The sequence below is a fragment of the Pseudoalteromonas sp. MQS005 genome, assembly GCF_001661605.1.
GTDB classification, from domain to species: Bacteria; Pseudomonadota; Gammaproteobacteria; order Enterobacterales; family Alteromonadaceae; genus Pseudoalteromonas; species Pseudoalteromonas tetraodonis.
Genome location: NZ_LYRQ01000034.1, coordinates 1 through 23,880 on the forward strand (window position 1 = coordinate 1; position 23,880 = coordinate 23,880).

24 protein-coding genes are annotated in these 23,880 nt (G+C 41.1%); 22 read left to right on the forward strand and 2 right to left on the reverse strand.

Annotation, left to right across the window (positions count from 1 at the left end; all coding sequences use genetic code 11):
- Nucleotides 1-290 precede the first annotated feature (290 nt).
- The 8 genes from A9479_RS12530 (at nt 291) to A9479_RS12565 (ending at nt 7,427) form a co-directional block, all read left to right on the forward strand.
- On the forward strand, nt 291-494 hold the full coding sequence (locus A9479_RS12530) for a cold-shock protein (RefSeq protein ID WP_004588138.1): 204 nt from the start codon (nt 291-293) through the stop codon (nt 492-494).
- A gap of 855 nt (nt 495-1,349) precedes the next feature.
- A complete protein-coding gene (locus tag A9479_RS12535; protein ID WP_013465204.1) occupies nt 1,350-2,120 on the forward strand; it encodes a DUF3450 domain-containing protein in 771 nt (256 codons plus the stop codon).
- Between the two features lie 6 nt (nt 2,121-2,126).
- Nucleotides 2,127-3,491: a MotA/TolQ/ExbB proton channel family protein gene (locus A9479_RS12540; protein WP_028835053.1), complete on the forward strand. Its 1,365-nt coding sequence runs from the start codon at nt 2,127-2,129 to the stop codon at nt 3,489-3,491.
- Complete coding sequence (locus tag A9479_RS12545) at nt 3,491-4,015, forward strand: MotA/TolQ/ExbB proton channel family protein (RefSeq protein ID WP_008109346.1); 525 nt, start codon at nt 3,491-3,493, stop codon at nt 4,013-4,015. Before A9479_RS12540 ends, A9479_RS12545 begins: the two co-directional genes overlap by 1 nt.
- A 14-nt stretch (nt 4,016-4,029) precedes the next feature.
- Nucleotides 4,030-4,434: a biopolymer transporter ExbD gene (locus A9479_RS12550; protein WP_006792384.1), complete on the forward strand. Its 405-nt coding sequence runs from the start codon at nt 4,030-4,032 to the stop codon at nt 4,432-4,434.
- Nucleotides 4,434-5,051 carry an energy transducer TonB gene (locus tag A9479_RS12555; RefSeq protein ID WP_008109338.1) on the forward strand — a complete coding sequence of 206 codons (618 nt, stop codon included), beginning with the start codon at nt 4,434-4,436 and terminating at the stop codon, nt 5,049-5,051. The genes A9479_RS12550 and A9479_RS12555 overlap by 1 nt, the downstream gene beginning before the upstream one ends.
- An 11-nt stretch (nt 5,052-5,062) precedes the next feature.
- On the forward strand, nt 5,063-6,322 hold the full coding sequence (locus A9479_RS12560; protein WP_028835054.1) for a tetratricopeptide repeat protein: 1,260 nt from the start codon (nt 5,063-5,065) through the stop codon (nt 6,320-6,322).
- A gap of 61 nt (nt 6,323-6,383) precedes the next feature.
- Nucleotides 6,384-7,427, forward strand: a complete 1,044-nt coding sequence (locus tag A9479_RS12565) for a hypothetical protein (protein WP_028835055.1) — start codon at nt 6,384-6,386, stop codon at nt 7,425-7,427.
- A gap of 14 nt (nt 7,428-7,441) precedes the next feature.
- On the opposite strand, the gene A9479_RS12570 is transcribed toward A9479_RS12565, so the two are convergent.
- On the reverse strand, nt 7,442-7,768 hold the full coding sequence (locus A9479_RS12570) for a TraR/DksA C4-type zinc finger protein (protein ID WP_013465198.1): 327 nt from the start codon (nt 7,766-7,768) through the stop codon (nt 7,442-7,444).
- A 59-nt stretch (nt 7,769-7,827) separates the two neighbouring features.
- Nucleotides 7,828-8,808, reverse strand: coding sequence for a tRNA-dihydrouridine synthase (locus tag A9479_RS12575; protein ID WP_028835056.1), 981 nt, complete (start codon nt 8,806-8,808; stop codon nt 7,828-7,830).
- A gap of 188 nt (nt 8,809-8,996) precedes the next feature.
- Here A9479_RS12575 and A9479_RS12580 point away from each other — a divergent pair, with 188 nt between their 5' ends.
- The 14 genes from A9479_RS12580 (at nt 8,997) to ppsA (ending at nt 23,782) form a co-directional block, all read left to right on the forward strand.
- The gene (locus A9479_RS12580) at nt 8,997-9,416 is read left to right on the forward strand and encodes a hypothetical protein (protein WP_035113244.1); all 420 of its coding nucleotides are present in this window, start codon (nt 8,997-8,999) and stop codon (nt 9,414-9,416) included.
- Nucleotides 9,417-9,484: 68 nt separating this feature from the next.
- Entirely contained in the window at nt 9,485-10,342 is an 858-nt protein-coding gene (locus tag A9479_RS12585; RefSeq protein ID WP_064663581.1) for a DUF692 domain-containing protein, read from the forward strand.
- 54 nt (nt 10,343-10,396) lie between these two features.
- The gene (locus A9479_RS12590; RefSeq protein WP_036954349.1) at nt 10,397-11,149 is read left to right on the forward strand and encodes a DUF2063 domain-containing protein; all 753 of its coding nucleotides are present in this window, start codon (nt 10,397-10,399) and stop codon (nt 11,147-11,149) included.
- 72 nt (nt 11,150-11,221) lie between these two features.
- Nucleotides 11,222-11,344: a hypothetical protein gene (locus A9479_RS20180; RefSeq protein WP_255314607.1), complete on the forward strand. Its 123-nt coding sequence runs from the start codon at nt 11,222-11,224 to the stop codon at nt 11,342-11,344.
- Between the two features lie 162 nt (nt 11,345-11,506).
- Entirely contained in the window at nt 11,507-12,052 is a 546-nt protein-coding gene (gene apt, locus A9479_RS12595) for an adenine phosphoribosyltransferase (protein ID WP_013465193.1), read from the forward strand.
- A gap of 3 nt (nt 12,053-12,055) precedes the next feature.
- Nucleotides 12,056-14,389, forward strand: a complete 2,334-nt coding sequence (gene dnaX, locus A9479_RS12600; protein ID WP_064663582.1) for a DNA polymerase III subunit gamma/tau — start codon at nt 12,056-12,058, stop codon at nt 14,387-14,389.
- Between the two features lie 60 nt (nt 14,390-14,449).
- Nucleotides 14,450-14,776 carry a YbaB/EbfC family nucleoid-associated protein gene (locus A9479_RS12605; RefSeq protein ID WP_013465191.1) on the forward strand — a complete coding sequence of 109 codons (327 nt, stop codon included), beginning with the start codon at nt 14,450-14,452 and terminating at the stop codon, nt 14,774-14,776.
- 6 nt (nt 14,777-14,782) lie between these two features.
- Nucleotides 14,783-15,391 carry a recombination mediator RecR gene (recR, locus tag A9479_RS12610; RefSeq protein ID WP_028835061.1) on the forward strand — a complete coding sequence of 203 codons (609 nt, stop codon included), beginning with the start codon at nt 14,783-14,785 and terminating at the stop codon, nt 15,389-15,391.
- A gap of 290 nt (nt 15,392-15,681) precedes the next feature.
- Nucleotides 15,682-15,816, forward strand: coding sequence for a hypothetical protein (locus A9479_RS20185; protein ID WP_268746942.1), 135 nt, complete (start codon nt 15,682-15,684; stop codon nt 15,814-15,816).
- Between the two features lie 193 nt (nt 15,817-16,009).
- Nucleotides 16,010-17,110, forward strand: coding sequence for an FtsH protease activity modulator HflK (hflK, locus tag A9479_RS12615; RefSeq protein WP_064663583.1), 1,101 nt, complete (start codon nt 16,010-16,012; stop codon nt 17,108-17,110).
- Nucleotides 17,107-18,090: a protease modulator HflC gene (gene hflC / locus A9479_RS12620; RefSeq protein ID WP_064663584.1), complete on the forward strand. Its 984-nt coding sequence runs from the start codon at nt 17,107-17,109 to the stop codon at nt 18,088-18,090. The genes hflK and hflC overlap by 4 nt, the downstream gene beginning before the upstream one ends.
- A 115-nt stretch (nt 18,091-18,205) precedes the next feature.
- Nucleotides 18,206-20,854, forward strand: coding sequence for a cation-translocating P-type ATPase (locus A9479_RS12625; protein WP_082918334.1), 2,649 nt, complete (start codon nt 18,206-18,208; stop codon nt 20,852-20,854).
- 102 nt (nt 20,855-20,956) lie between these two features.
- Nucleotides 20,957-21,160: a DUF2892 domain-containing protein gene (locus tag A9479_RS12630; protein WP_028835065.1), complete on the forward strand. Its 204-nt coding sequence runs from the start codon at nt 20,957-20,959 to the stop codon at nt 21,158-21,160.
- A 183-nt stretch (nt 21,161-21,343) separates the two neighbouring features.
- Entirely contained in the window at nt 21,344-23,782 is a 2,439-nt protein-coding gene (ppsA, locus tag A9479_RS12635; RefSeq protein ID WP_064663585.1) for a phosphoenolpyruvate synthase, read from the forward strand.
- Nucleotides 23,783-23,880 lie beyond the last annotated feature (98 nt).

Consider the following 23,880-nt stretch of genomic DNA (forward strand, 5'->3'; position numbering starts at 1 on the left):
TGCTTGTTATTTTCTATAAAAATTAAAAGGTTACACCGTTGTTAGTAAAACAATGAAACTTCAAAAATAAATCCTAATTAATAGAGCTAAAAAAATTTTAATGTGTTAATCTTAATTGGCTTTGAGTTTTTGCGTATTGAATTACGGTATTGTGCTGCGTTTAAGGTTACCGGTTTGGTTATTACTTCTTCCTGTACTATCACCTCCAGTTTTTTGGGCATTGACTCAGGGAGGATATTGCCATAATTATATGGCTGAATTTTAATTATTGACTTACAGGAAAATTTAGTATGTCGGTTACTGGTAAAGTAAAATTTTTCAACGAAGCTAAAGGCTTTGGTTTCATTGAACAAGAAAATGGTCCTGACGTGTTTGTACATTTCAGCGCAATCACTGGTTCTGGTTTTCGCACTCTTAGCGAAGGTCAAGCAGTGACTTTCAGCATCAAGCAAGGTCAAAAAGGCCCTGAAGCTGAGAACGTAGAAGTAGCATAATTTATTATGTGAACCTAAGTTCATCGTGGTGAAACACTAACCTGTTTCACCATAATTCTTAAATAATTTTCAACTCTATTTTTAATCTCTCTGTATTGCCTTTCATTTCTGATATCCGTTATTCATATTTTTAACTCCGATATACCAAATTAAACGTAAACCTTTATGCGCTAGTCCGTTGTTGGCCAATGATCGCCTTGCGATTTAAATTTAGTCTACTGCTTGATGTGAGTTTAATTATATTGAGTTCATAAAAGTGCGTAAGATTGATATTTCTCCATGGAGAAATATAAAAAATCGGCAGGATATTAATGATCAGTAGAAACAAAAAACACAGGTGTTAATAAAAATGATTCTTTGTAATCTATTTCCCCTCCTTTGTATTGCTTTTTAGATAATCGGCACGTCCTTATTACTATGCGACGAATGCGCGAATAATAACGATTAGCTGTATTTTTAGCTTAAAAAGTCTCAAAAACCACTAAAAAAGAATATTCGGGACAGAAAATAAGCTTATTTTTAATTTTTTTTCAGCCACGATTAAGTTAATTTTAAATGTTATATTTTTGTTTACTTTAACTAGGTGGTTTATCAGTATTCTTACTATATCTGGCTTTGCTGAAATTGCATTTGTCACGTTAGTTACGATAATGTTAATTTTTTTGTGTGAGCCCTTTAAATATCTTACAAACAAGCTGATTTATTTATAGGTTATGCGAAACATGAAGTTGACATGACTTAATGCATTTAGCATTATTGGTAAGTTGATATCTATTAAAAGATATCAGGGTTGTCTTCCCCTTGCGGGTTGATAATTAAATTATAAAAGTAACATTACTTAATTGGTTGGGAACTATGTCTGTTAAAATCAGAAAGAGTCTTGTAGCAACTGCGTTGGTTGGCGCTTTTGCATTTGCAAGCAGCAATGTGATTGCAGATCCTTTGAATGACGTGCAAAAAGCAGGTCAAACAATTCAAAAGGCTGCGGTTAAGTCTCAAACTAAAATTGACAATGTATATGGTCAAACTCAGGAGCTAATCGCTGAGTACCGTAGCATCGTTGATGAGACTGAACTTATGAAAGTGTACAACGATCACGTAGCACGTTTGGTCGCTGACCAAAATGCGTCTATCGCATCGTTCGATCGTCAAATCGCGACTATCGATAACACTAAACAAAACGTTGTGCCTTTGATGTATCGCATGATCGATACGCTTGAGCAATTCATCAAAGCGGACGTTCCATTTAACCTTGAAACTCGTCTTGGACGTGTTGAAAGATTACGTGAGATCATGGCATCTGCATCTGTAACAACGTCTGAGAAGTTCCGTCAGGTACTTGAAGCGTACACTGTTGAAACAGCATACAGTTCAGCTGTAACTGCTTCTCAAGGTACTTTAGATGTTGATGGTCGTAGCATTAACGTTGATATCGGTCGTTTAGGTCGTATCACTTATGTAGCGCAATCATTCGATCTAAAACACGCTTGGGTGTGGGATAACAACACTAAACAGTGGAAAGAATTAGGTGAAGAATACCTAAAACCTGTTAAAGAAGTGATCCGTATGGCGCGTAAGCAAGCCACACTAGAACTTGTTAAACTACCAATTTTTGGCGCGGAGTAATCAATAATGAAGAAACTATTTAAAGGTTTTGCTGTTGCAGCAGTACTGTCTGTTTCTGCCGGTACCGCGCTTAATGCACATGCAAATACTGATGCTTTAGATAAAATTCTTGAGCAAGTAAAGCAAGAGCGTATTTCTGAAGGGAAAATCAATAAGCAACGTGAACAAGAGTTCTTATCAGATCGTGCTGATAAGCAAGCGTTACTTAACAAAGCGAAAAGCCAATTAGCTGCTGAAAAAGCACGTGGTGATCGTCTTAGCAAAGAATATGCACAAAACGAAAATACTTTAGCGGAAAAAGAGCAAGCTCTTCAAAACGCGCAAGGTACGTTAGGTGAAATGTTTGGTGTTGTTCGTCGTGCAGCAGCTGACGCGATTGGTTCAATTGAAGCATCTTTAGTAAGTGCTGAAAAACCAGGTCGTGCTGAAGTACTTCGTTCATTAGCAGCAGCTAAAGAACTTCCAACAGTTCGTGAGTTAGAAGAACTTTGGATTTCACTTCAAACAGAAATGACTGAATCAGCAAAAGTTTCAACGTTTGAAACTGAAGTTGCAGGTCTTGACGGTAACCCGTCAATGAAAAAAGTAACACGTATCGGTAACTTCAACTTAGTTACAGACGACGGCTACTTAATCTACTCACCAGAGACTAAATCTATCCAGCCTCTAGGTAAGCAACCTGACAGCTATATCTTAAAAGGTATTTCTGATCTAGAAGGTACTTCAGCTGATAACTACGCTGGCGTATTCGTGGATCCTACACGTGGTGCAATTTTACGTATCAACACGCAGAAAAAGTCTCTTATGGAATACTACCATCAGGGTGATACAGTTGGTTACATCATCACTGTATTACTTGCTGTAGGTCTTTTAATCTTCTTAGTACGTTTCGCTGATTTAGCGCTTACTACTTCTAAGATCAAAGGTCAGCTTAAGAACTTGTCTACACCGAATACAAATAACCCACTGGGTCGTATTCTTAAAGTGTACTCTGACAACAAAAACCAAGATGTTGAAAACCTTGAGCTTAAACTTGATGAAGCGATTCTACGTGAAACGCCACGCATCGAAGCGGGTATTAACATCATCAAGATCCTTGCTGCTATCGCACCATTACTAGGTCTACTAGGTACGGTAATCGGTATGATCCTAACGTTCCAAACAATCACATTGTTCGGTACGGGCGATCCGAAGATCATGGCTGGTAACATCTCTCTAGCACTTGTAACTACAGCGCTAGGTCTAATTGCAGCTCTACCACTTATTCTACTTCACTCTATTGTTGCAAGTCGTAGTAAGTCGGTACTACATATCCTTGATGAGCAAAGCGCGGGTATCATCGCGACTCACGCGGAGAAGGAGAAAGCCTAATGCTAGTCCTGATGGAGATCTGGGAATCTATCAGGGATTTTGTTGGCACAGGCGGCCAGGTTTTATACGTGGTCGCGATAGCACTCTTTCTTATGTGGGTTTTAATGATTGAGCGCTATTGGTTCTTACTTGCTGAGTTTCCTCGTTTAACGAAGGAAATTGTAGCTAAGTGGGATGCCCGCCAAGACACTACGTCTTGGTACGCACACAGAATCCGTGAAGCATGGATTTCTGAAGCGTCTGAAAAATTAGATCAGCGTATGTTGTTGATTAAAACATTAGTAGCTATATGTCCTTTAATAGGCTTACTTGGTACTGTTACTGGTATGATCGCGGTTTTTGAAACCATGGCAACCCAAGGTACAGGTAATGCACGTTTAATGGCATCAGGCATATCAATGGCAACAATCCCAACAATGGCTGGAATGGTTGCGGCACTATCTGGGGTATTCTTTAGCTCACGCCTTGAGGCAAGAGCGAGAATGGTGAAAGCCAAGCTTGTAGATAGTATGCCTCATCACTAGAGAGAGAATTAAATATGGCACGTAAACAACGTTTTCGTGAAGAAGAAGAAGCAGCGGTAGATATGACGCCAATGCTTGACATCGTATTTATCATGCTTATTTTCTTTATCGTAACTACATCGTTCGTTAAAGAGGCTGGTATCGAGGTCAATAAACCAAAAGCTGCCCAAGCTACGAAGCAAAAAAATGCTAACATTTTTATTGCAATTCGCAGTGACGGTGCAATCTGGATTGATAAACAGCAAGTTGATGTTGAACGTGTTTCAGCAAAAATCGAAAGTTTATTAGCAGAACAACCTACTGATGTTGTAATTTTGCAAGCTGATAAAGAAGCAAAACACGGCACAGTGGTTAAAGTGATGGACCAGATTAAAGCGACGGGTGATAACCTGAGAATTTCAATAGCTGGAGATCAGTAATGATTCGTTTTCTGTTTTCACTGATTGCAGGTGGGGCAGTTACTTTCGGCTTGTTCTACTTCATGGCATACCTCATCTCTGGTGGGGCTGACCGTAATACGGAACAAAAAGAGCAGATCATAGTCGAAATTATGACGAATCCGCCTGAATCTAAGGTGCAGGAGAGGAAGCGTGTACCGCCTCCGCCTCCGCCACCGCCAAAGCAGCCGCCTAAACCGCAGCCGCCACAGCCGGAAAATAGCAACCCAAATACTGGTGGCTTGTCATTTAATATGCCAAGTATCGATGTGGGAAGCACGGCCGGTGGACTAAGTGGTCCAGGTGCATTTGGACGAGATGGTGATGCGACACCTATCGTTCGTATTGAACCAAAATATCCAACACAAGCAGCACGTGATGGTAAAGAAGGTTGGGTTCAACTTTCGTTCACAATTGATGAGTTAGGTGGCGTGATTGACGTTGATGTTATCGACGCAGATCCAAAACGTATCTTTGACCGTGAAGCTAAACGTGCATTGCGTAAGTGGAAATACCGTCCTAAGATCATTGACGGGAAACCACAAAAGCAAGTTGGTTTACAAGTTCAACTAGACTTTAAACTTAACCAAGGCAACTAAGGAGGCGAGTAATGAGAAATTTTTCTAAAGTAACTGCACTTGCAATTCTTATGTCTGTGTCAGGTGCATCATTAACTGCACCTGTTTTAGCGGCGCCAGATTACGCGAAAATTGAAGAGCGTAAGAAAGCAAAAACTAAAATCATGGGCGAACGTACTGGTAAAAAAGTAATTAAAGCGTTTGATTTGTATAACGAAGATGATGTTGATGGTGCAATAGCGTTATTGAAAGAGTTAGATCCGTCTAATGACTTTGATAAAGCAACTGTTAATCGTTACTTAGGCAGCATGTACGCTCAAAAAGAGCAATACAAAGTTGCAATTAAGTATATGAAAGCAGCGATTGCACCGGATGTATTGAACTTTGCTGATCAGGCTCAAGGTTTAAAAACTTTGGGCGATATGTATGCGGGTACTGAACAATACAGTGCTGCCAAGCAAGCATATTCTGATTGGATGGACTTCACAGGTGAAGAGGACCCGAAAGTTTACACTCGTATTGCGCAAGCAAGCTATGAGCTTAAACAATTTGATCAGGTTCTTGAACCGGCAAACAAAGCAATTAAGTTATCTGAAGAGCCAAATAAAGCTCCTTATCAACTTAAATTAGCTGCCTATTTTGAGAAAAAGCAATATCAAGATATGGTTAAAGTTGCAGAAGAAATTGTTCGTGTATGGCCTGAAGACAAAAAGTCTTGGGTAGGTTTAGGTAAGTATTATTTACAAACCGAAGACTACCAAAAAGGTCTAGCAACTATGGAAGTTGCATACAAGAATGGTTACTTCGAAAACGAAGTTGAATACAAAGTACTGGCTAACTTTTATTCTTTAAACGAAATTCCTTACAAAGCAGCAGTAACGCTTGAAAAGGCTGTTAAAGAAGAGAAAGTAAAACGCACTAAGCAAAATATTAGCGCGATTGCTAGTAACTACCATCGTTCGAAAGATATAGAGAAAGCTGCTAAGTATTACGAAGAAGCTGCTAAATTTGATGACGACGCTGAGCTCTACCGCAAAGCAGGTTCATTACTTTTACAATCTGAAAAATTCAGCGCTGCTGTTGTTCGTTTGAACAAAGCATTAGAGCTTGGCTCTGATAAAAAAGGCACTATTTATTCAGATTTAGCTGAAGCGTTTTACTACCAAGGTAAGTATAAGCAAGCTTATGCTGCTATTACTAAAGCCATGGACGACCCAAGCACACGTAGGTTTGCTAAAGGTTGGGCTACATATATTAAAGATAAAGCCGCTCGCAACGGTGTTAAAATTTAGTATTTAATGTACTCTAGTATTTTTAAAAAGCCCCATTGGGGCTTTTTTTATTGGAATTGACATGAAAAAAACGCCTATTATTTCACTGCTATTTTGTTTGCTGTTAACGTCTTGCTCTAAGCCTACAGATATATTTTCATCTTATGAAGAAGCGCAAAGCGCGTTAATATCACTTAATACGGCTTTAAGTGCGCAACCGAATTCACAGGTTACACAGCTCAGTAATGAGCAGCTCCCTTTTACAGATGATTATTTAGAGCGTCGCCACGCGATTTATCAGCAGCTAATGCAAATGCAGTTATCAGCAGAGCAAACCAATCAAGTTAATTATTTAGTTATTGCTGAGCGATTCCCAGAGCGCTATTTTGCATGGCCTGTACAAACAAATGTTTTGGCTAATATGCTCACTATGGCGAAAAATGATGCCCAGTATAAAAATATTGAGCAATGGTTAAGGTTTGTAAAATCTCAGCTAGAAGCTGCCGAGCAAAGTAATTTAAAGCTAAATAAAGTTGAACATAGTTATTTAAAAAAGTACGTGCAACAAGCCATAAATCGCACTAACACACCGGTTGAACTTAATGCAGCGTTGAGTGAGTTAAACAATTATTTGGCGGACTATAAGCCAAGAGGCAGCATTGGTTTATCAGGCCTTGCTAATGGCAGTCAGTGGTATCAAAGTAAATTAAATTATTTTGCAAATGCTGTGCTCTCACCGCTTGAGTGGCTAAGTCGTATTGATAGCAAATTCAAATCAATGCAGAGTCAAAAACAGCAAACAACGGTAGAAGCCTCAAATGCCTCACAGCTTACCACATTACTTTTAACTGATTCGAAAATAGCGGGTTTAGACTGGTTAACGGGTTATACGCTATTACCTCTGAGGGCTAACGCTTCACAATTAGAACCAGCCGATGAACTGCTCTATATGGCTATGATGGAGACTGATCTAGGGGTGCATTATCACGCTTGGACATTGTCACAAGCACGCTTAAATTTACTTAAACGATTAAACATAAGTGAAGAGGAAGCGACTTTATTAGTTGAAGATATTCTTTTTTATCCAGGGCAAGCGTTTAGTTTTGCTCCACAACTACTTAATTAAACTTTAGTGCGCTATTAACTAGCGCACTGATCACATCGCTGCGCTGCAGGGTCTTGCTCTAAGCGCTGCGCTGATATTTTTTCCTCACAGTCACAACAGTAACCATACTGGCCAATGTCAATTTGGCTTATTGCCGCTTCAAGCTTATTCATACGCTCAATCAAGGGATTATACTCGGTGCCTAATTGCTGAGCTGCTATATCAAGCCACTCTTCATTTGAGGTACGGGTTAGTATACAAAGCAAATTTTGATGTGTAGGGTGTGTAGATTGTGATAGCAAGCCTAATATAGTCGCTTTAACACTTTCAATTTCATCGTTTAGTCGTTGCTGATGATGCATTAGCAGTATAACCCTTAAATTAGTCCTCAGTGATACTGCTATTATCTAGTTAGATTATCTTAGATGTTATGATTTGTATCAAATTGTGGCGCTTTCGCATATTTTTTTAATACCTCTGCCACTTCATCTTTGGCTTTTAAACGACGTATTTCGTCAAATAATAGTCCTGCTTGTGGGTACTGACGTTTTAAATAACCAAGCCATTGTTTTGTGCGTGAGGCAAAGTACTTGGTATCTTTACTGGCGGTTTGGTGCATGGATGAGTAAATAATATGGTGTAAAATATTTTCCCACGTTAACTCACTATAATCTTCATTATTAATATGAGCTTTAATTTTACGAGCTAAATCAGGATGTGAAAGGGCGCCACGGCCAATCATTAAGTCAGTGCAACCGCTGCGCTTTTGGCATAAAAGGGCATCTTCTACCTGCCAAATCTCCCCATTGGCGACCACCGCAATTTGTTTATCTTTAACTAAAGGAGGGATTTTTTCCCAATAGGCAGGCGGGTTATAGCCATCGCGTTTAGTTCGCGCATGAATGGCGATACTGCTCGCACCTGCACTGACAACGGCATCGACAATCTCTTGGCTATTACTATCATCATCAAAACCTAAGCGAATTTTTGCACTTACCTCGTGTTCAGCGTCTACGGCATCCCTTACAGTTTTAATTATTGAATACATATGTTCAGGGTCTTTGAGTAAAACAGCGCCCCCTTTGCTTTTATTCACCGTTTTTGCCGGGCAGCCAAAGTTTAAGTCAACACCATGGGAGCCTAAGCCAACTGCTTTTACTGCATTTTCAGCTAGGACGTCAGCCACTTGGCCCAATAACTGAATTCGAACTGGCGTGCCACATCGAGTTAGCCCTGCATTTTTTAGTTCAGGGCAATAACGGTGAAATACTTTATCAGGCAAGCAAGTATCTACAACGCGGATAAATTCAGTCACACAAAGATCAAAGCCACCTATGTCGGTGAGTAGTTGGCGCATTTTAAAGTCAACGACACCTTCCATAGGTGCTAAAACAAGTTTCATAGTGTGATTAATTTATTACTGAAAAAGAGCGCCAGTTTACCTGTAAATCATAAATTGATAAAACGCTTATTAGGGTTCATAGTTAGTTTACTAAGTTATTTTTGAAAAAATAGATAATGTGAAAGTTTTTAGTTTTATGCAGGTCTACTTGTATAATGATGTTCAACAAGTTTAGAAGGTAATAAAAAATGAATACAATAAAGAAAAATTCAATTGCATTAACACTCGGCGCAGTGGTTGTTGGTAGTGCAAGTATGGCCAGTGCAGATGTACAAGCTAACCCATTTGAATTTCAGCAAATGGTTGCTGGTTACCAGTTAGACGCAGGTGAAGGCAAGTGCGGCGAAGGTAAATGCGGTGAAGCTAAAACCAAAAAAGAAGGAAAGTGCGGCGAAGGTAAATGCGGCGAAGCGAAGGCCAAAAAAGAAGGTAAGTGCGGCGAAGGCAAATGCGGTGAAGCTAAGGCCAAAAAAGAAGGTAAGTGCGGCGAAGGTAAATGCGGCGAAGCTAAGGCCAAAAAAGAAGGCAAGTGCGGCGAAGGTAAATGCGGTGAAGCTAAAACCAAAAAAGAAGGTAAATGTGGCGAAGGTAAATGCGGTGGTCACTAAACTTTTCTTTTAAATACGTTAAGCTATAGGGCCTATTAGGCCCTTTTTATTTAACGGGAGGTATTATTATGGCTCACATTCAAACGCCTAACTTTGGCATGGTCGGTTTAGGTTTGCGAAGAGAAATGCTAGATGAGCTAGACGGTGCTGTACCAAAACAAATTGAGTTTATGGAAGTGGCCCCAGAAAACTGGTTAAAGTTAGGTGGACGCTTTGAAAAGCAGTTCAAACAGTTAACCAATACTAATTATTTTGTTTGCCATGGTTTGTCACTTTCCATTGGCTCGCCTGAGCCATTAGACCTTGAATTTGTAAAGTCGTTAAAACCGTTTTTTGATACTCATAATATTAAAGTATACAGCGAGCATTTAAGTTATTGTTCAGGAAAAGGACACATGTATGACTTAATGCCGATCCCTTTCACTGAGGAGGCGGTTAACCATGTTGTTTCTCGGGTTAAACAGGTACAAGATATATTAGAGCGACCACTTGTGCTCGAAAATGTGTCTTATTATGGCGCGCCTGGACAACAGTTAACTGAGCTTGAATTTACAAACGCTATTTTAGAACAGGCTGATTGCCAGTTACTACTAGATGTAAATAATATTTATGTTAATTCAGTTAATCATGGCTACGATGCACATGCCTTTTTAGCTGCATTGCCAACTAACCGAATTGCTTATGCCCATGTTGCAGGGCATTACAACGAAGCCGAGGACTTGATTATAGATACTCATGGCGCCGATGTTATTGATCCCGTATGGCAGTTGCTTGATAGCGCTTATGAAACACATGGTGTATTTCCGACGCTGTTAGAGCGGGACTTTAATATTCCACCTATTAACGTGTTAACCAAAGAGCTGGATATAATTCATCAATTACAAGCAAAGCACCTGCAGCTGTTATCCACTGAGCAAAGTGCTTAAACAGTCCTATGCAGCTAGTAATAACAACAGCATGGTTTTAAAAGAGTATTAACTATGAGTTTTATCGATATTCAAAATGAGTTTATGGCTCATATTCGCCAGCCCAACACGAACCCTTGCCCAGCAGATGTTGAAGACAGACGTATGGCTATTTATCGGGAGCTTTTTTTTAATAATATTAATGGGTTTGTTTCATCAGCATTTCCAGTTTTAAAAACACTCTATAGTGAGCAACAGTGGCTATTACTGGTACGTCAATTTTTTAGTGAACATGATTGCCAGTCTCCTTACTTTTTAGATATTGCTGAAGAGTTTATAACGTATTTAATGACAAGTTATGTGCCCAAAGAGTGCGACCCTGTGTTTATGCTAGCGCTGGCGCATTATGAATGGATTGAGCTTGATGTATCGGTAACTCAGGCTGACTTGGATGAGAGCGAACTGGTAACGAATCAATTAACCCAAAGCCCTTTATATTTATCTAAAACGGCACGTAACTTAAGCTATGAATTCCCCGTACAACATATTAGCGAAGCGTTTCAACCGCAACAGCCCTCTGAGCAGCCACATTATTTTGTGGTGTACAGAGATAAAGACGATGAAGTACAATTTTTAGCAACTAATGCGATGACCGCCATGCTGTTGTCTATTATTGACAATAACGCAGGAAGCACATTTGCGCATGTTTGCCAGCAAGTCAGTGAAAATGCACCTCAATTTAGCCTTGAGCAAATAACTCAAGGCGCATTAAGTACCCTAACGGCTATGGCACAGCGTCAAATTATAGTGACAAAAAATCAAGATTAAGCTCTTTATAGATTATTTCACATCGTCTATTATAACGCCTTTATTTGTTGTGCTTAATAAAAGGTTGTACCGATGTCAGATGATAAAGAGTTTAAAGACCCGTTTAATGCGGCTTACTTTTTTGCATTTTTAGCCGTGTTTGCTGGAATAGGGTGTTTAAATGCTATTTTAGGTTGGATCACCAGCTTGACGTAATTTTTGCTTTATTTCATAAGGCTGTTGTTTTCATCAGCCTTATATTTTTTTTATCTTGTTTACCCTTCCTGAATTTTTATAACTACCGCAAACTCGCAATTTACGCTCACTTAAGGTTATAATCACCTGCTTTGTAATATGAACCATTGAGCAGTTAAAATTATGACTCAAGTAACACCAGCAATTATCAAAAACAGCATTACTACAATTGCTGATTACCCTAAAGCGGGCATTATGTTTCGCGATGTAACAACCCTAATGGCAAACCCTGAAGCGTTTAAAGCAACCATAGATGCATTTATTAACGCCTATAAAGATCAAGGTTTTACTAAAATTATTGGCACAGAATCGCGTGGCTTTATTTTTGGTGCACCGCTATCTTATGCCTTGGGAATTCCTTTTATCCCTGTTCGCAAACCTGGTAAATTACCGCGCGAAGTTATTCGCCAAGATTACCAACTCGAATATGGTGAAGATACATTAGAGCTTCATACTGATGCGATTGTAGCCGGTGATAAAGTATTGCTAGTTGACGACTTGTTGGCGACCGGTGGTACAATTGAAGCAACAGCCAAGTTGGTTGCAAAATTAGGCGGCAACGCCACAGATGCAGCATTCGTCGTATCGTTACCTGAACTAGGTGGGGAGCAGCGTGTTGAAAAAATGGGTATTAAAATCCTAAAATTGGTTGAATTCGAAGGCGAATAATCGATGAGTTATCAGGTTCTAGCGAGAAAATGGCGTCCTCAAACCTTTCATGAATTGGTTGGGCAGTCTCATGTTAAACAAGCGCTGGTTAATGCGCTGAGTCAAAATAGACTGCATCACGCTTATTTATTCACTGGAACCCGTGGTGTTGGTAAAACGACCATTGCGCGTATTTTTGCTAAAAGCTTAAATTGTGATGAGGGCATTTCTGCCACACCATGTGGTCAATGTAGTAGCTGTGTTGATATAGAAGCAGGGCGCTACATTGATTTACTCGAAATAGATGCGGCCTCACGCACAAAAGTTGAAGATACTCGCGAAATACTCGATAACGTTCAATATGCGCCAACCCGCGGACGCTATAAAGTGTACTTAATTGATGAAGTACACATGTTGTCAAAGCACAGCTTTAATGCCTTATTAAAAACGCTCGAAGAGCCACCTGAGCATGTAAAGTTTTTACTGGCGACCACCGATCCACAAAAATTACCGGTAACTATTTTATCGCGCTGTTTACAGTTTAATTTAAATGCCTTGTCGCAAGCTGAAATTAAGCAACAGCTTGAGCATGTTCTTACACAAGAGCATCTCAATTTTGATAATGATGCCCTAAGTATTATTGCTAAAGCAGCCGATGGCAGTATGCGAGATGCGCTGAGCCTGACCGATCAGGCTATTGCCCAAACAAATGGCGATATTAATAATCAAGCTGTTCAAGCCATGCTTGGTTTAATGGATACCCATTATAGTCAGAGTTTACTCGCTGCATTACTCGCGCAGGATGGCGCAGCCTTAATGGCTGAAGTTGCCCAAGTCGCGAGCAGAAATCCTAATTACATTGCACTACTTGATGACTTAATTGCACTTACGCATATTATTCAATTAAGCCAATTAGTGCCTGAAGCGGCAGCACTTGATAGCAATAATGCTGACTACATTAAGCATGTTGCAGCGCACACTCATGCTCAGCAAATTCAAGTGTATTATCAGTTATTACTGAATGGCAAAAAAGATTTACAGTGGGCGCCTGAGCCACGCTTAGGGTTTGAGATGATTATGCTACGATTGTTAGCATTTCAACCTGAGCACTCACAAACGACGCATTCAGCACCTAGCTCGCAACCCGCGCCAGAGCAAAATGCCACAGGGCGTACCAATGCATTGCGTGATATTTTAAATAAAAATAAACCAGCGCAGAGCAATAGCACTGAAAGTCAGCCATCAATACATAATCCACAGCCAATAGAGGCTGCTGAGCCTGAGGTTTCGCGCTCTGATAATAGCCGGACTCACATTGAGCAAGAGTCAACGCAAAGTCTGCCAAACGTGTCTGATACAACGCCAATGAGCGATGAACAAGCGCAGCGTCAAAGCGAAGATGATGCCTACATGCAGCACAGCGATGTAGAACAAACCATTGCAGCGCAATACGATGATGTAATGAGTAGCGCGGTTGACCAAGGATTTAATCCTGAGCTATCAAACGTACCTAGTAGCACTGAGCATTCAGCGCCAACAATGGGCGAGCAAGAAGCACGTGCACAGTCTGCAATAGCGCGTATTTTACGTGACAGAAATATTTCCGGTGCGGGTAAACTGTCAAGCGCAGCAACCGAAAAACCTGTTGTGCCAAAATCGACCCCTGCTAGGCCCGTCGATAAACCTATTAGCAATACACCTCAAGCTGTAGCGCAGGAGCCGCCTCCATGGGATAGTGAGGCGGGTGATGAGTTACCAAAAAAGCCAGCGCTCCCCATGTCAGGGAGCAAGCCACAGGTAAGCACTAAACCTGCAAATAAAGTTGACTTTAAAGCAAAGCATCAAACAATTACCGAAAATCTTGCACCTGAGCTATTAGAGCAAATTAATCCGCAAAAACCGGCTCCTGTTGTTGAACAAGCACCAAGTATTCCGGTGCCGGATGATTTTCAAAGCCCCATCAGTGAAATTAGATTTGCCCATCAACAAGATGAATGGGCTTATTTAATTAAGCGAATGGGGCTTGGCGGGCGCATGCGCCAGTTTGCCTTGCATTCAATTTTTACCAAGCAAGACAATCATTTTCATATTGAAGTCGATGAATCGCAAAAGCATTTAGATACGCCTATGCTGCGCCAAAAGTTAAATGTGGCGTTATCGACTATTTATGGGCATAACGTTGAGCTAAATATCGACTTTGCCAGTGGGGTGATTGACTCGCCTTATCTAATTCAACAAAAAATTGATGCAGGTCGTCACCAGCAAGCGATTGATGTGATCACAAGCGATGAAAATATAGTACAATTTCAACAGCTATTTAGCGCTGAAATTGACGAAAACAGTATTCAGGCATTGTAATTAACTATCAGTGCCCTTATTTATACTTCAGTTAATGTATTAAAAGAAAGAGAGACGATTATGTTTAAAGGTGGAATGGGTAACATGATGAAGCAAGCGCAGCAAATGCAAGAGCGCATGCAAAAAGCCCAAGAAGAAATCGCAACAATGGAAGTCGTTGGTGAAGCTGGTGCCGGTTTAGTTAAAGTAACCATGCTTGGTAACCACAACGTGCGCCGTGTTGAGCTTGATGAAAGCTTAATGGAAGACGACAAAGACATGATTGAAGATTTATTAGCTGCAGCATGTAACGATGCTGTGCGCCGTGTTGCCGATGAAACGCAAGAACGCATGGGTAAAGTGACAGGCGGTATGCAGTTACCACCTGGTATGAAAATGCCGTTCTAAGCAACTATGCAACTTTCAGATAGTTTAACATCGCTTATTGAAGCACTGCGTTGTCAGCCCGGCATCGGTCCGAAGTCTGCCCAGCGTATTGCGTTTCATTTGTTAGAGCGCGACCGTAAAGGCGGTGCTCAACTTGGTAATGCCTTGACTAAAGCAATGAGCGCTGTAGGTCATTGCCAATCGTGCCGCACATTTACCGAGCAGGCGCAGTGTGATATTTGCTTAAGCACTAAACGCCAAGACAGTGGTATTTTATGTGTTGTTGAATCGCCAACGGATGTACTCGCCATTGAGCAAACAGGTCAATACAAAGGGCTTTACTTTGTATTAATGGGGCATTTATCACCGATTGATGGCATAGGGCCTAAAGAAATTGGCCTTGATGTACTCGAGCAAAAGCTTGCGCAAGGCGGTATTAATGAAGTCATTTTAGCCACAAATCCTTCGGTTGAAGGCGAAACAACGGCGCATTATATTGCTCAGCTTTGCCACAAAAACAATGTGGGTGCATCGCGTATTGCTCATGGTATTCCTGTTGGTGGTGAGCTTGATTTAGTCGATGGAATGACGCTTATGCATGCATTTAGCGGTAGGCGATTAGTGGCTCAAGAATAAAGCTATTTGTTAGTTATTAAATAAACCTGCATTTACTTATGTTGTGCAGGTTTTTTTGTAGCTTAAAAAGCGCAAAGTCCCCGTTTTAAACTGTTGAATATAAAATCAATACTCATTAAATTAGATGTAGCTACCACGCTACGCCTTCCTGATTTAAATTAAATAACCGCTTTATAAACTAAAAAAGTAGCCTTAAGTGCTGTAACGAACAGAGCCTATGCTTTTTTTACAGTAAGTTATAAGTCTCGGCTTTTTACATGCACGTAATTGGCGAGAACTCAGAGGTTATTATGCAAAATCCAACTCATGATAAAAACGCGGGCGATAAAAAGTCTGCTGAAACACTCAAAAAAGAAGCGGCAAATAAGCACCCGGCTCAAAAGTCTGATAAGCAAAAATCGACGATCAAACCAGAGAAAAAGTAATTGAGTCTGAACAATTTAATATTGAGCTAACACTGTCTTATTTTTCTTTGTGTGTTAAAAACGACAGTCATTATTGTCGCAAATTAAAGGAGTATAAGGTTTAAACAAGGACGTCGGCGACAATAATACCTCATACTAATAGGGCCTGATGATGTTTTGTTAGACCCTATTTCTCAATCATTATGAGAACGCTATGCCTCCTATCAGCGAAAATAACGACAAGCATCATGCCATCAAGCGCGGCCCCAGCGACTTTGCTAACGTAATAAATCGTTTTATAAATCAGTATCAACAGCTATTCGCTAACGCAAAATATAAAGCCATACTCAGCGTATTGTTTATATTATTTTTAATTATGAGTATATATACCGCTTTATTTACTGTGCCGAGTGACTCGGTTGCCGTGATACTCAGATTTGGTAAATTTTCTACTGTTTTACCATCAGGTTTACACTTCAAATTGCCCCTAGGGATTGACAGGGTAACTATCGTGCCCACTAAACGGCAGCTCAAACAGGAGTTTGGCTTTTCTACCCCAGGCGCCACCGATCCAAATCAAAATATGGCGATTGGTAACCAGAGTGTTTTTTTCCGTCAGCGTCAATCGGTAATACTACGAAACCAAATTGGGGAAACCCAAATGGTAACCGGTGACTTAAATACGGCGCTAGTTGAGTGGGTTATTCAGTACCGGATAGCCGATCCTAAAAAATATTTATTTGAAGTGCGCGATCCGGCGGGCACGTTACGTTATGTGTCGGAATCCGTAATGCGAGAAGTGGTGGGCGATCGCACTGTGGATGAAGTCATTACTATTGGTCGCCAAGAAATCGAAGTTGAAGCGCTTCGCAAAATGCAAGCACTGGCAAGTAAGTACGTGATGGGCATTAGTATTGACCAAGTACAATTAAAAAATATTAATCCGCCTAAAGCCGTTCAAGCGTCATTTAACGAAGTAAATCAGGCGCAACAAGAAAAAGAAAAACTGATCAACGAAGCGCGTCGTGACTATAACCGCATTATTCCTTTGGCTGAAGGAGAGCGAGATCAGCGAATACGCGAAGCCGATGGTTATCGAATTAAACGAATTAACGAGGCAAAAGGCGACACACTGCGTTTTAATGCATTATTTGCAGAGTTTATGCAAGCTCCCGAAGTGACTCGTCGGCGAATTTATCTAGAGACTATGCAACACGTTCTGCCAACAGTTAATAATAAAATTATTATTGATAGTAATGCTATCGACGTATTACCGCTGTTAAACCTGACGCCATTAAAAGGTGAACAACCATGAGACATTTTTTATTGTTTATTCTTGGTATTGTAATCGCTTTTTTATTAGCGGCGTTAAATAATGCGTTATATACGGTGAATGAGGTTGAGCAAGTGATCATCACTCAGTTTGGTCGCCCTGTTGGCGAGCCGGTAACTGATGCGGGAATTAAAATTAAACTGCCTTTTATTCAGCAAGTTAATATTATTGATAAACGGGTATTAGAGTGGGAGGGAACACCCTCTGATATGCCTACCAAAGACAAGCTCTATATTTCAGTTAGCTTGTTTGCTCGTTGGCAGGTAACAGATGCACTGCAATATTTTTTGCGTTTAGGGGATGAGCGCAGTGCGCAATCGAGACTTGATGATATTTTTGGCAGTGAAACGCGTAATGCAGTTGCTAAGCATGAATTAATTGAGATTATTCGTACGACTAAAAATCGCCAACCGCTGCGAGATAAATTGCTAACAGAGGCTGAAAAAGCACAAAACATTGGCAGCTTAGTGCCTATAAAAATAGGCCGCTTGCTCATCGAAGAGGATATATTTAATGCAGCGACTAAAAAGGTCAAAGTATTTGGCATTGCGCTTTTAGATATTCGTTTTAAACGAATTAATTACAATGAAAGTGTGAGGCCTAAAATTTATGAGCGGATGATCAGCGAACGTCGCCAAATAGCCGAACGCTTTTTGTCAGAAGGAAAAGGAGAAGCCGCGCGAATACGCGGCAACCGTGAGCGCGATTTAAATAAAATTCAATCAGAAGCATACCGTCAAGTTGAAGAAATTCGCGGGTTAGCTGATGCCAAAGCAGCTGCTATTTACGCATCGGCTTATAATCAAAGTGATCAAGCGGTGGCATTTTATGCATTTACTCGTTCCTTGAAGGCCTATGAGCTTGCTCTTAGCAAAAATACGACACTGGTTTTATCAAGCCAAAGCGAATTATTTAGGTATTTACAAAACACACAAGTAAGTGAAGCACCCGTAAAAAAGTAAAAATAAGGTTATTAAGCACTTTTAAGCTAATTTATATACTTAACCAGCGTTTTTGTTATTTACAATAAATAAAGTTGCAGTGAATGTATCGTCACTAGCAACAAGGCGACGGGCCATGAAGCAAGCAAAACAAATACATTCAGCAACTAAAAATAAAGCATATATCAGCACGCCACAAAATGACAAAACGTCACAGCAAGGTTTAACAGCTAAGCAAGCGGCTGAGCGTCTCGCAGCCAATGGCCCTAATGTATTACCTGGCAGTGAACCTGAATCTAGTTTGGCTATGATTGTTAAAATACTCACAGAGCCAATGTTTTTAATGCTGTTAATTGCAGGGGGCATTTACCTTACCCTTGGAGATAGAACCGAAGCTTTGTTATTACTGGGGTTTGTGTTTGTCATTATTGCCATCACATTAATAGAACAGCGTAAGACTCAGCGTGCACTTGAATCTTTAAAAGATTTATCAGCTCCGCGAGCACTGGTTATTCGTGATGGTCAACAGCACCGAATTGCTGCAAATGAGTTAGTGTGTGGCGATCTGATCATACTCAAAGAGGGTGATAGGATAGGGGCCGATGTCATGCTGGTTGAAGGGCGTTTAGCGGTTAATGAATCATTGCTCACTGGCGAAGCGGTACCAGTACAAAAAACGCCGCAAGCAAAAAGTAAGCACAGTGATGTGTGTCTCGAACCCAACAAAGACCACCCCAGCGCGCTATTTGCCAGTACCATAGTAACCAGCGGCATTGGGCAAGCTGAAGTAATAGCCACCGGTGCAAAAACTGCGGTGGGGCGCATTGGTAACGATTTAGCCGCAACCAAAGAGTCACCTTCTGCATTGCAACAAGCATCAAGTAAACTGGTGCGATGGTTAGGGGCTTTGGCCTTATTAATTGCATGTGGGCAAATATTTTTGCTTTGGTGGTGGAATAATCAACCTATTCTAACAAGTTTGTTATCTGGTGTGGCCTTGGCTATGGCAACCTTGCCAGAAGAAATACCGGTGATCTTAACGGTATTTTTGGCTATGGGCGCTTGGCGTATTGCACAGCAAAAAGTACTTACCCGAAAAGTGTCCGCCGTTGAATCCTTAGGGGCTATTACCGTTTTAGCCGTAGATAAAACAGGCACATTAACACTTAACCGTATGCAAGTTGTTGAGCTGGCGACCTCGTCTTTAAATGGTGATGGGGATGTTTTCAATCCCGAGGGAGCCGAGCAGCTTCCCGAGACTTTTCACCAGTTGAGTGAATTTGCCATGTTAGCAACACCAGGCGACCCCTTTGATCCAATGGAAGAAGCGATAAAAGAGTTTAGTCAACGCTGGTTAGCTGGCACTGAACATGAACGAGATGGACGCCAACCTGAATTTGAATACCCGCTCACCGCTGATATTTTAGCGATGACTAAAGTGTTTCAAAGTACACAAAAGCATTCGCATATATTAGCCACCAAGGGGGCGCCCGAAGCCATAGCTGATTTATGCCACTTAAACTCAGCGCAACGAGCCATAATTACACAGCAAATAAAAACCATGGCGAAACGTGGCTTACGGGTATTAGGAGTCGCGCGAGGAAATTGGCATTCAACCAATGATAATGAACCGGATTGGCCAAGCTCGCAGCATGATTTTAATTTTACTTTTTTAGGACTGGTTGCATTGGCGGATCCGCCGCGCCCCGAAGTTCCACATGCAATTGCACAGTGTCGACGTGCAGGTATTCGAGTCATGATGATGACTGGCGATCACTCAGATACGGCCAAAGCGATAGCTAAACAAGTTGGCCTATCAGCGCGGGCAGAGGTTATTAGTGGCAATGAAATGAATAGCTTAGATGATGCCGCTTTGCTGAAGCGATTAAACAACGTGGATATATGTGCGCGGTTACAGCCACAGCATAAATTGCGTTTAGTGAATATACTCAAAGCCCATGGTGACGTTGTGGCAATGACCGGCGATGGGGTTAATGATGGGCCTGCACTTAAAGCCGCCGATATTGGTATTGCCATGGGTGAGCGTGGAACTGATGTGGCACGTGAAGCGGCTGCTTTAGTGTTACTTGATGACAGTTTTACTCGCATTGTGAGTGCGATAGGCCAAGGTCGTCGTATTTATGAAAATATTCGTAAAGCGATTCGGTTTACTTTTGCGGTGCATGTGCCGATTATAGTCTTAGCGTTGTTACCAGGGGTAATGCATTGGTCTGCACTTTTATTGCCCGTACATATTGTTTTACTTGAACTGATTATTAACCCTGCCTGCTCCATCATATTTGAGGCCGAGCCACAATCAAGTCGATTAATGGATTGCCCACCACGTAAAACGACAGACTCGCCTTTTGGATTTAAACACCTACTAAGCGCAATAGTGCAAGGGCTTGGCATCGCGGCTTTGTTACTAAGCGCGTATGTTTGGATGAATGCACAGAGCTGGGATACCAACCGTAGTGGCAGTCTTGTTGTGATCATGCTGATCTTAAGTGTGTATTTATTGATTCTCGCTAACCGCGATTTAACTCGACCCGCCATTATGGGGCTGTTTAGTGCGAACCCTTGGGTTTTAAAAACAGCGGGCGCTATTATATTGTTGCTGTTAGCATTTTTGTTTATCCCCTGGTTACACTCGTTAATGGGCTTAGTTTACCCCATTGCTGAAGACTATGTAGTAGCAGTGAGTGTATTGCTTTTAATGGCCTTATGGCTTGAAGCTGCTCGTCGTATTAGCCTGCTGTGGAATAAGGCACACATCATCGATTAACCTTATGTTAGTTAGCGCACGGAAGCTAATTGATAACTCTCCTACACTCATAGGGTATTGCATACTGGATAATGAAATTAGCTTATTAAGGAGATATTACTGATGAATATTGATCGCTGGGTACTGCGAATTGCCGGATTTGTCGTGTTACTAAGTTTATTGTTATCACTACTCAGTAGTGTTTATTGGTTATGGTTAACTGCATTTGTTGGCTTTAACCTGCTGCAGTCATCATTTACTGGTTTTTGTCCTTTGGCTATTGCCTTGAAAAAAATGGGGGGTCACGCCAAGCCCGCCTTTGAGTAATTATCTTACCATTCGTTTGTCATTTTTCTGGTTTAAACCCTTTTTATTGTTGCAATTTATAGCCGCCTATTTTTGCTCTGTTACCTCTTATTTAGCTATTAAAAAGAGAGTTTCGTATCGTTGAAAAAACAATAGCTGTAGTTGCAAAAACGATGAAGTTAATTTTTTAATAGGGAATTCGTTATGAGTAATATCACGTCAAACAAATACATTCGCTGGTTTGAAGAAGTTGCTATGGGCGATGTTGCTCATGTGGGAGGTAAAAATGCGTCTCTTGGCGAAATGTATCAACAATTGACCGCTCAAGGGGTGAGAGTGCCTAACGGTTTTGCTGTAACTGCAGAGGCTTATCGCTATGTGCTTGACGATAACAACGCGTGGCAAGCTTTGCATAGCGTACTAGATGACCTTAAACCAGACGACGTTCAAGACCTGCAACAGCGCGGCGCAAAAGCTCGCGCTATCATTGCTGCGTGTAAATTACCCAATGATCTTAAATTAGAAATACTTGGTCACTATAAAAAACTTAAACAACAATATGGGGATGACCTATCACTTGCGGTGCGCTCATCGGCGACTGCAGAAGATTCTCCTGAGGCATCATTTGCAGGGCAAAATGATAGTTATTTAAATATCAGTGGTGAGCAGACCCTACTAGATGCTTATTTACGCTGCTTAGTCTCAAATTTTACAGATCGCTCAATTCACTATAAATATGATAATCAATTTGACTACTTTAAAGTCGACTTGTGTGTCGTAATAATGAAAATGGTGCGCAGTGATATGAGTGCCAGTGGGGTGATGTTTTCTCTTGATACAGAGACAGGCTTTAAGGATGTTGTATTTATTAATGCGGCACTCGGTTTAGGCGAAAATATAGTACAAGGCACCATTGATCCAGATAGTTTTTATGTCCACAAACCGACCTATAATAAAGGCTATAGGGCTGTTTTAAAGCGCCGATTAGGTAAAAAAGAGCAAAAAATGATTTTTACCGATACGCTCAATAAGGACAATATTGCCGTTGAATATACCCGCAACATTAATACCAATGAGAGTGAGCAACGCCATTTTTGTATAACGGATGACGATGTCATGATCCTTGCTGACTACGCTATTAAGGTAGAAAACCATTATTCCAAACAAAAAGGGCAGTACAAGCCTATGGATATGGAGTGGGCAAAAGATGGACTCGATGGTCATATTTATATGGTACAGGCAAGGCCTGAAACTGTTGAATCCCGCAAAACCGATCATGTTTTAAAAATATATCACCTTAAAAATCAATCCTCTATTATTACTAAAGGGCAGGCAGTGGGCACCCGCATTGGCGCAGGGACTGTGCGTATTATTAATGATGTTAAAAACTTAAGTGAATTTAAACCAGGAGAAATACTGGTTACCGAAACCACCACTCCCGACTGGGAGCCGGTAATGAAAACCGCTGCCGCTATTGTTACTAACCATGGCGGACGTACTTGTCATGCAGCTATTGTTTCTCGTGAACTGGGGATCCCTGCAATTGTGGGTACAGATAACGGTGCAGATGTACTCACCAATGGCCAAGCAATTACAGTAAGCTGTGCACAAGGTGAAATTGGCTACGTATACGAGGGTATTTTACAGTTTAACGTAGAGGAAACCGATCTGAGTCATTTAGCCTCACCTAAAACCAAAATAATGATGAACTTAGGTAATCCAGATCAGGCTTTTGCGCTCGCCTCTTTACCTGTCGCAGGGATAGGGTTAGCGCGGATGGAATTTATTATTACTGAATTTATAAAAGCGCACCCCATGGCGCTTATTCACCCACAAAAAGTAGATGAGCAGGCTCGTCAAGCCATCAATACACTCAGTGGTGCCTTTAAAACCCCCGTTGATTTTTTCATTAAAACGCTTTCAGAGGGGGTTGCTACCCTTGCTGCATCGGTGTATCCAAAGCCATGTGTGGTAAGAATGAGTGATTTTAAAACCAATGAGTACGCCACATTGTTAGGCGGCAAACCTTTCGAACCGGTCGAATCAAATCCGATGATAGGTTTTCGAGGAGCGTCTCGTTATAGTCATCCGGATTATGCAGAAGGTTTCGCTTTAGAATGCGCCGCAATGAAACGAGTGCGTGACGAAATGGGGTTCACTAATGTGATTTTAATGATCCCATTTTGTCGACGAATAGCAGAAGGGGAGAAGGTAATAGCGACAATGGCAAAACAAGGTCTTGTTCGTGGGGAAAATGATCTGGCCATTTATGTAATGTGCGAAATACCTAATAACGTCATTTTAATTGACGAGTTTGCCAAGTTATTTGACGGTTTCTCGATTGGCTCAAATGACTTAACGCAGCTTACTTTAGGGGTCGACAGAGATTCAGAAGTGGTTGCTTTTGATTTTGATGAACGCGACGCAGGTGTAAAGCAAATGATTAAGTTAGCCGTTGAAGGAGCAAAGCGTAATGGTAAACATTCAGGAATTTGTGGCCAAGCGCCATCTGACTTCCCTGAAATTACCGAGTTTTTAGTAACGTTAGGCATAGACTCAATTAGCCTTACTCCAGATAGTGTTCTTAGTACGATTGAGCGCGTACTAAAAATAGAGCAACAGATGAATAAAAGTAAAGCATAAGGCTTTTATTGCTGAGCTTTTGCGGGCGCAATTGCTTGCTGTTCTCAGCTTATAAACATGGCTCAGCTAAAAACGATAAATACAGTTAGCCAATATTC

Bases quoted from the DNA above. Each gene is read 5' to 3' on its own strand.
- A9479_RS12530 (WP_004588138.1), top strand. From the start codon at position 291: ATGTCGGTTACTGGTAAAGTAAAATTTTTCAACGAAGCTAAAGGCTTT.
- A9479_RS12535 (WP_013465204.1), top strand. From the start codon at position 1,350: ATGTCTGTTAAAATCAGAAAGAGTCTTGTAGCAACTGCGTTGGTTGGC.
- A9479_RS12540 (WP_028835053.1), top strand. From the start codon at position 2,127: ATGAAGAAACTATTTAAAGGTTTTGCTGTTGCAGCAGTACTGTCTGTT.
- A9479_RS12545 (WP_008109346.1), top strand. From the start codon at position 3,491: ATGCTAGTCCTGATGGAGATCTGGGAATCTATCAGGGATTTTGTTGGC.
- A9479_RS12550 (WP_006792384.1), top strand. From the start codon at position 4,030: ATGGCACGTAAACAACGTTTTCGTGAAGAAGAAGAAGCAGCGGTAGAT.
- A9479_RS12555 (WP_008109338.1), top strand. From the start codon at position 4,434: ATGATTCGTTTTCTGTTTTCACTGATTGCAGGTGGGGCAGTTACTTTC.
- A9479_RS12560 (WP_028835054.1), top strand. From the start codon at position 5,063: ATGAGAAATTTTTCTAAAGTAACTGCACTTGCAATTCTTATGTCTGTG.
- A9479_RS12565 (WP_028835055.1), top strand. From the start codon at position 6,384: ATGAAAAAAACGCCTATTATTTCACTGCTATTTTGTTTGCTGTTAACG.
- A9479_RS12570 (WP_013465198.1), bottom strand. From the start codon at position 7,768: ATGCATCATCAGCAACGACTAAACGATGAAATTGAAAGTGTTAAAGCG.
- A9479_RS12575 (WP_028835056.1), bottom strand. From the start codon at position 8,808: ATGAAACTTGTTTTAGCACCTATGGAAGGTGTCGTTGACTTTAAAATG.
- A9479_RS12580 (WP_035113244.1), top strand. From the start codon at position 8,997: ATGAATACAATAAAGAAAAATTCAATTGCATTAACACTCGGCGCAGTG.
- A9479_RS12585 (WP_064663581.1), top strand. From the start codon at position 9,485: ATGGCTCACATTCAAACGCCTAACTTTGGCATGGTCGGTTTAGGTTTG.
- A9479_RS12590 (WP_036954349.1), top strand. From the start codon at position 10,397: ATGAGTTTTATCGATATTCAAAATGAGTTTATGGCTCATATTCGCCAG.
- A9479_RS20180 (WP_255314607.1), top strand. From the start codon at position 11,222: ATGTCAGATGATAAAGAGTTTAAAGACCCGTTTAATGCGGCTTACTTT.
- apt (WP_013465193.1), top strand. From the start codon at position 11,507: ATGACTCAAGTAACACCAGCAATTATCAAAAACAGCATTACTACAATT.
- dnaX (WP_064663582.1), top strand. From the start codon at position 12,056: ATGAGTTATCAGGTTCTAGCGAGAAAATGGCGTCCTCAAACCTTTCAT.
- A9479_RS12605 (WP_013465191.1), top strand. From the start codon at position 14,450: ATGTTTAAAGGTGGAATGGGTAACATGATGAAGCAAGCGCAGCAAATG.
- recR (WP_028835061.1), top strand. From the start codon at position 14,783: ATGCAACTTTCAGATAGTTTAACATCGCTTATTGAAGCACTGCGTTGT.
- A9479_RS20185 (WP_268746942.1), top strand. From the start codon at position 15,682: ATGCAAAATCCAACTCATGATAAAAACGCGGGCGATAAAAAGTCTGCT.
- hflK (WP_064663583.1), top strand. From the start codon at position 16,010: ATGCCTCCTATCAGCGAAAATAACGACAAGCATCATGCCATCAAGCGC.
- hflC (WP_064663584.1), top strand. From the start codon at position 17,107: ATGAGACATTTTTTATTGTTTATTCTTGGTATTGTAATCGCTTTTTTA.
- A9479_RS12625 (WP_082918334.1), top strand. From the start codon at position 18,206: ATGAAGCAAGCAAAACAAATACATTCAGCAACTAAAAATAAAGCATAT.
- A9479_RS12630 (WP_028835065.1), top strand. From the start codon at position 20,957: ATGAATATTGATCGCTGGGTACTGCGAATTGCCGGATTTGTCGTGTTA.
- ppsA (WP_064663585.1), top strand. From the start codon at position 21,344: ATGAGTAATATCACGTCAAACAAATACATTCGCTGGTTTGAAGAAGTT.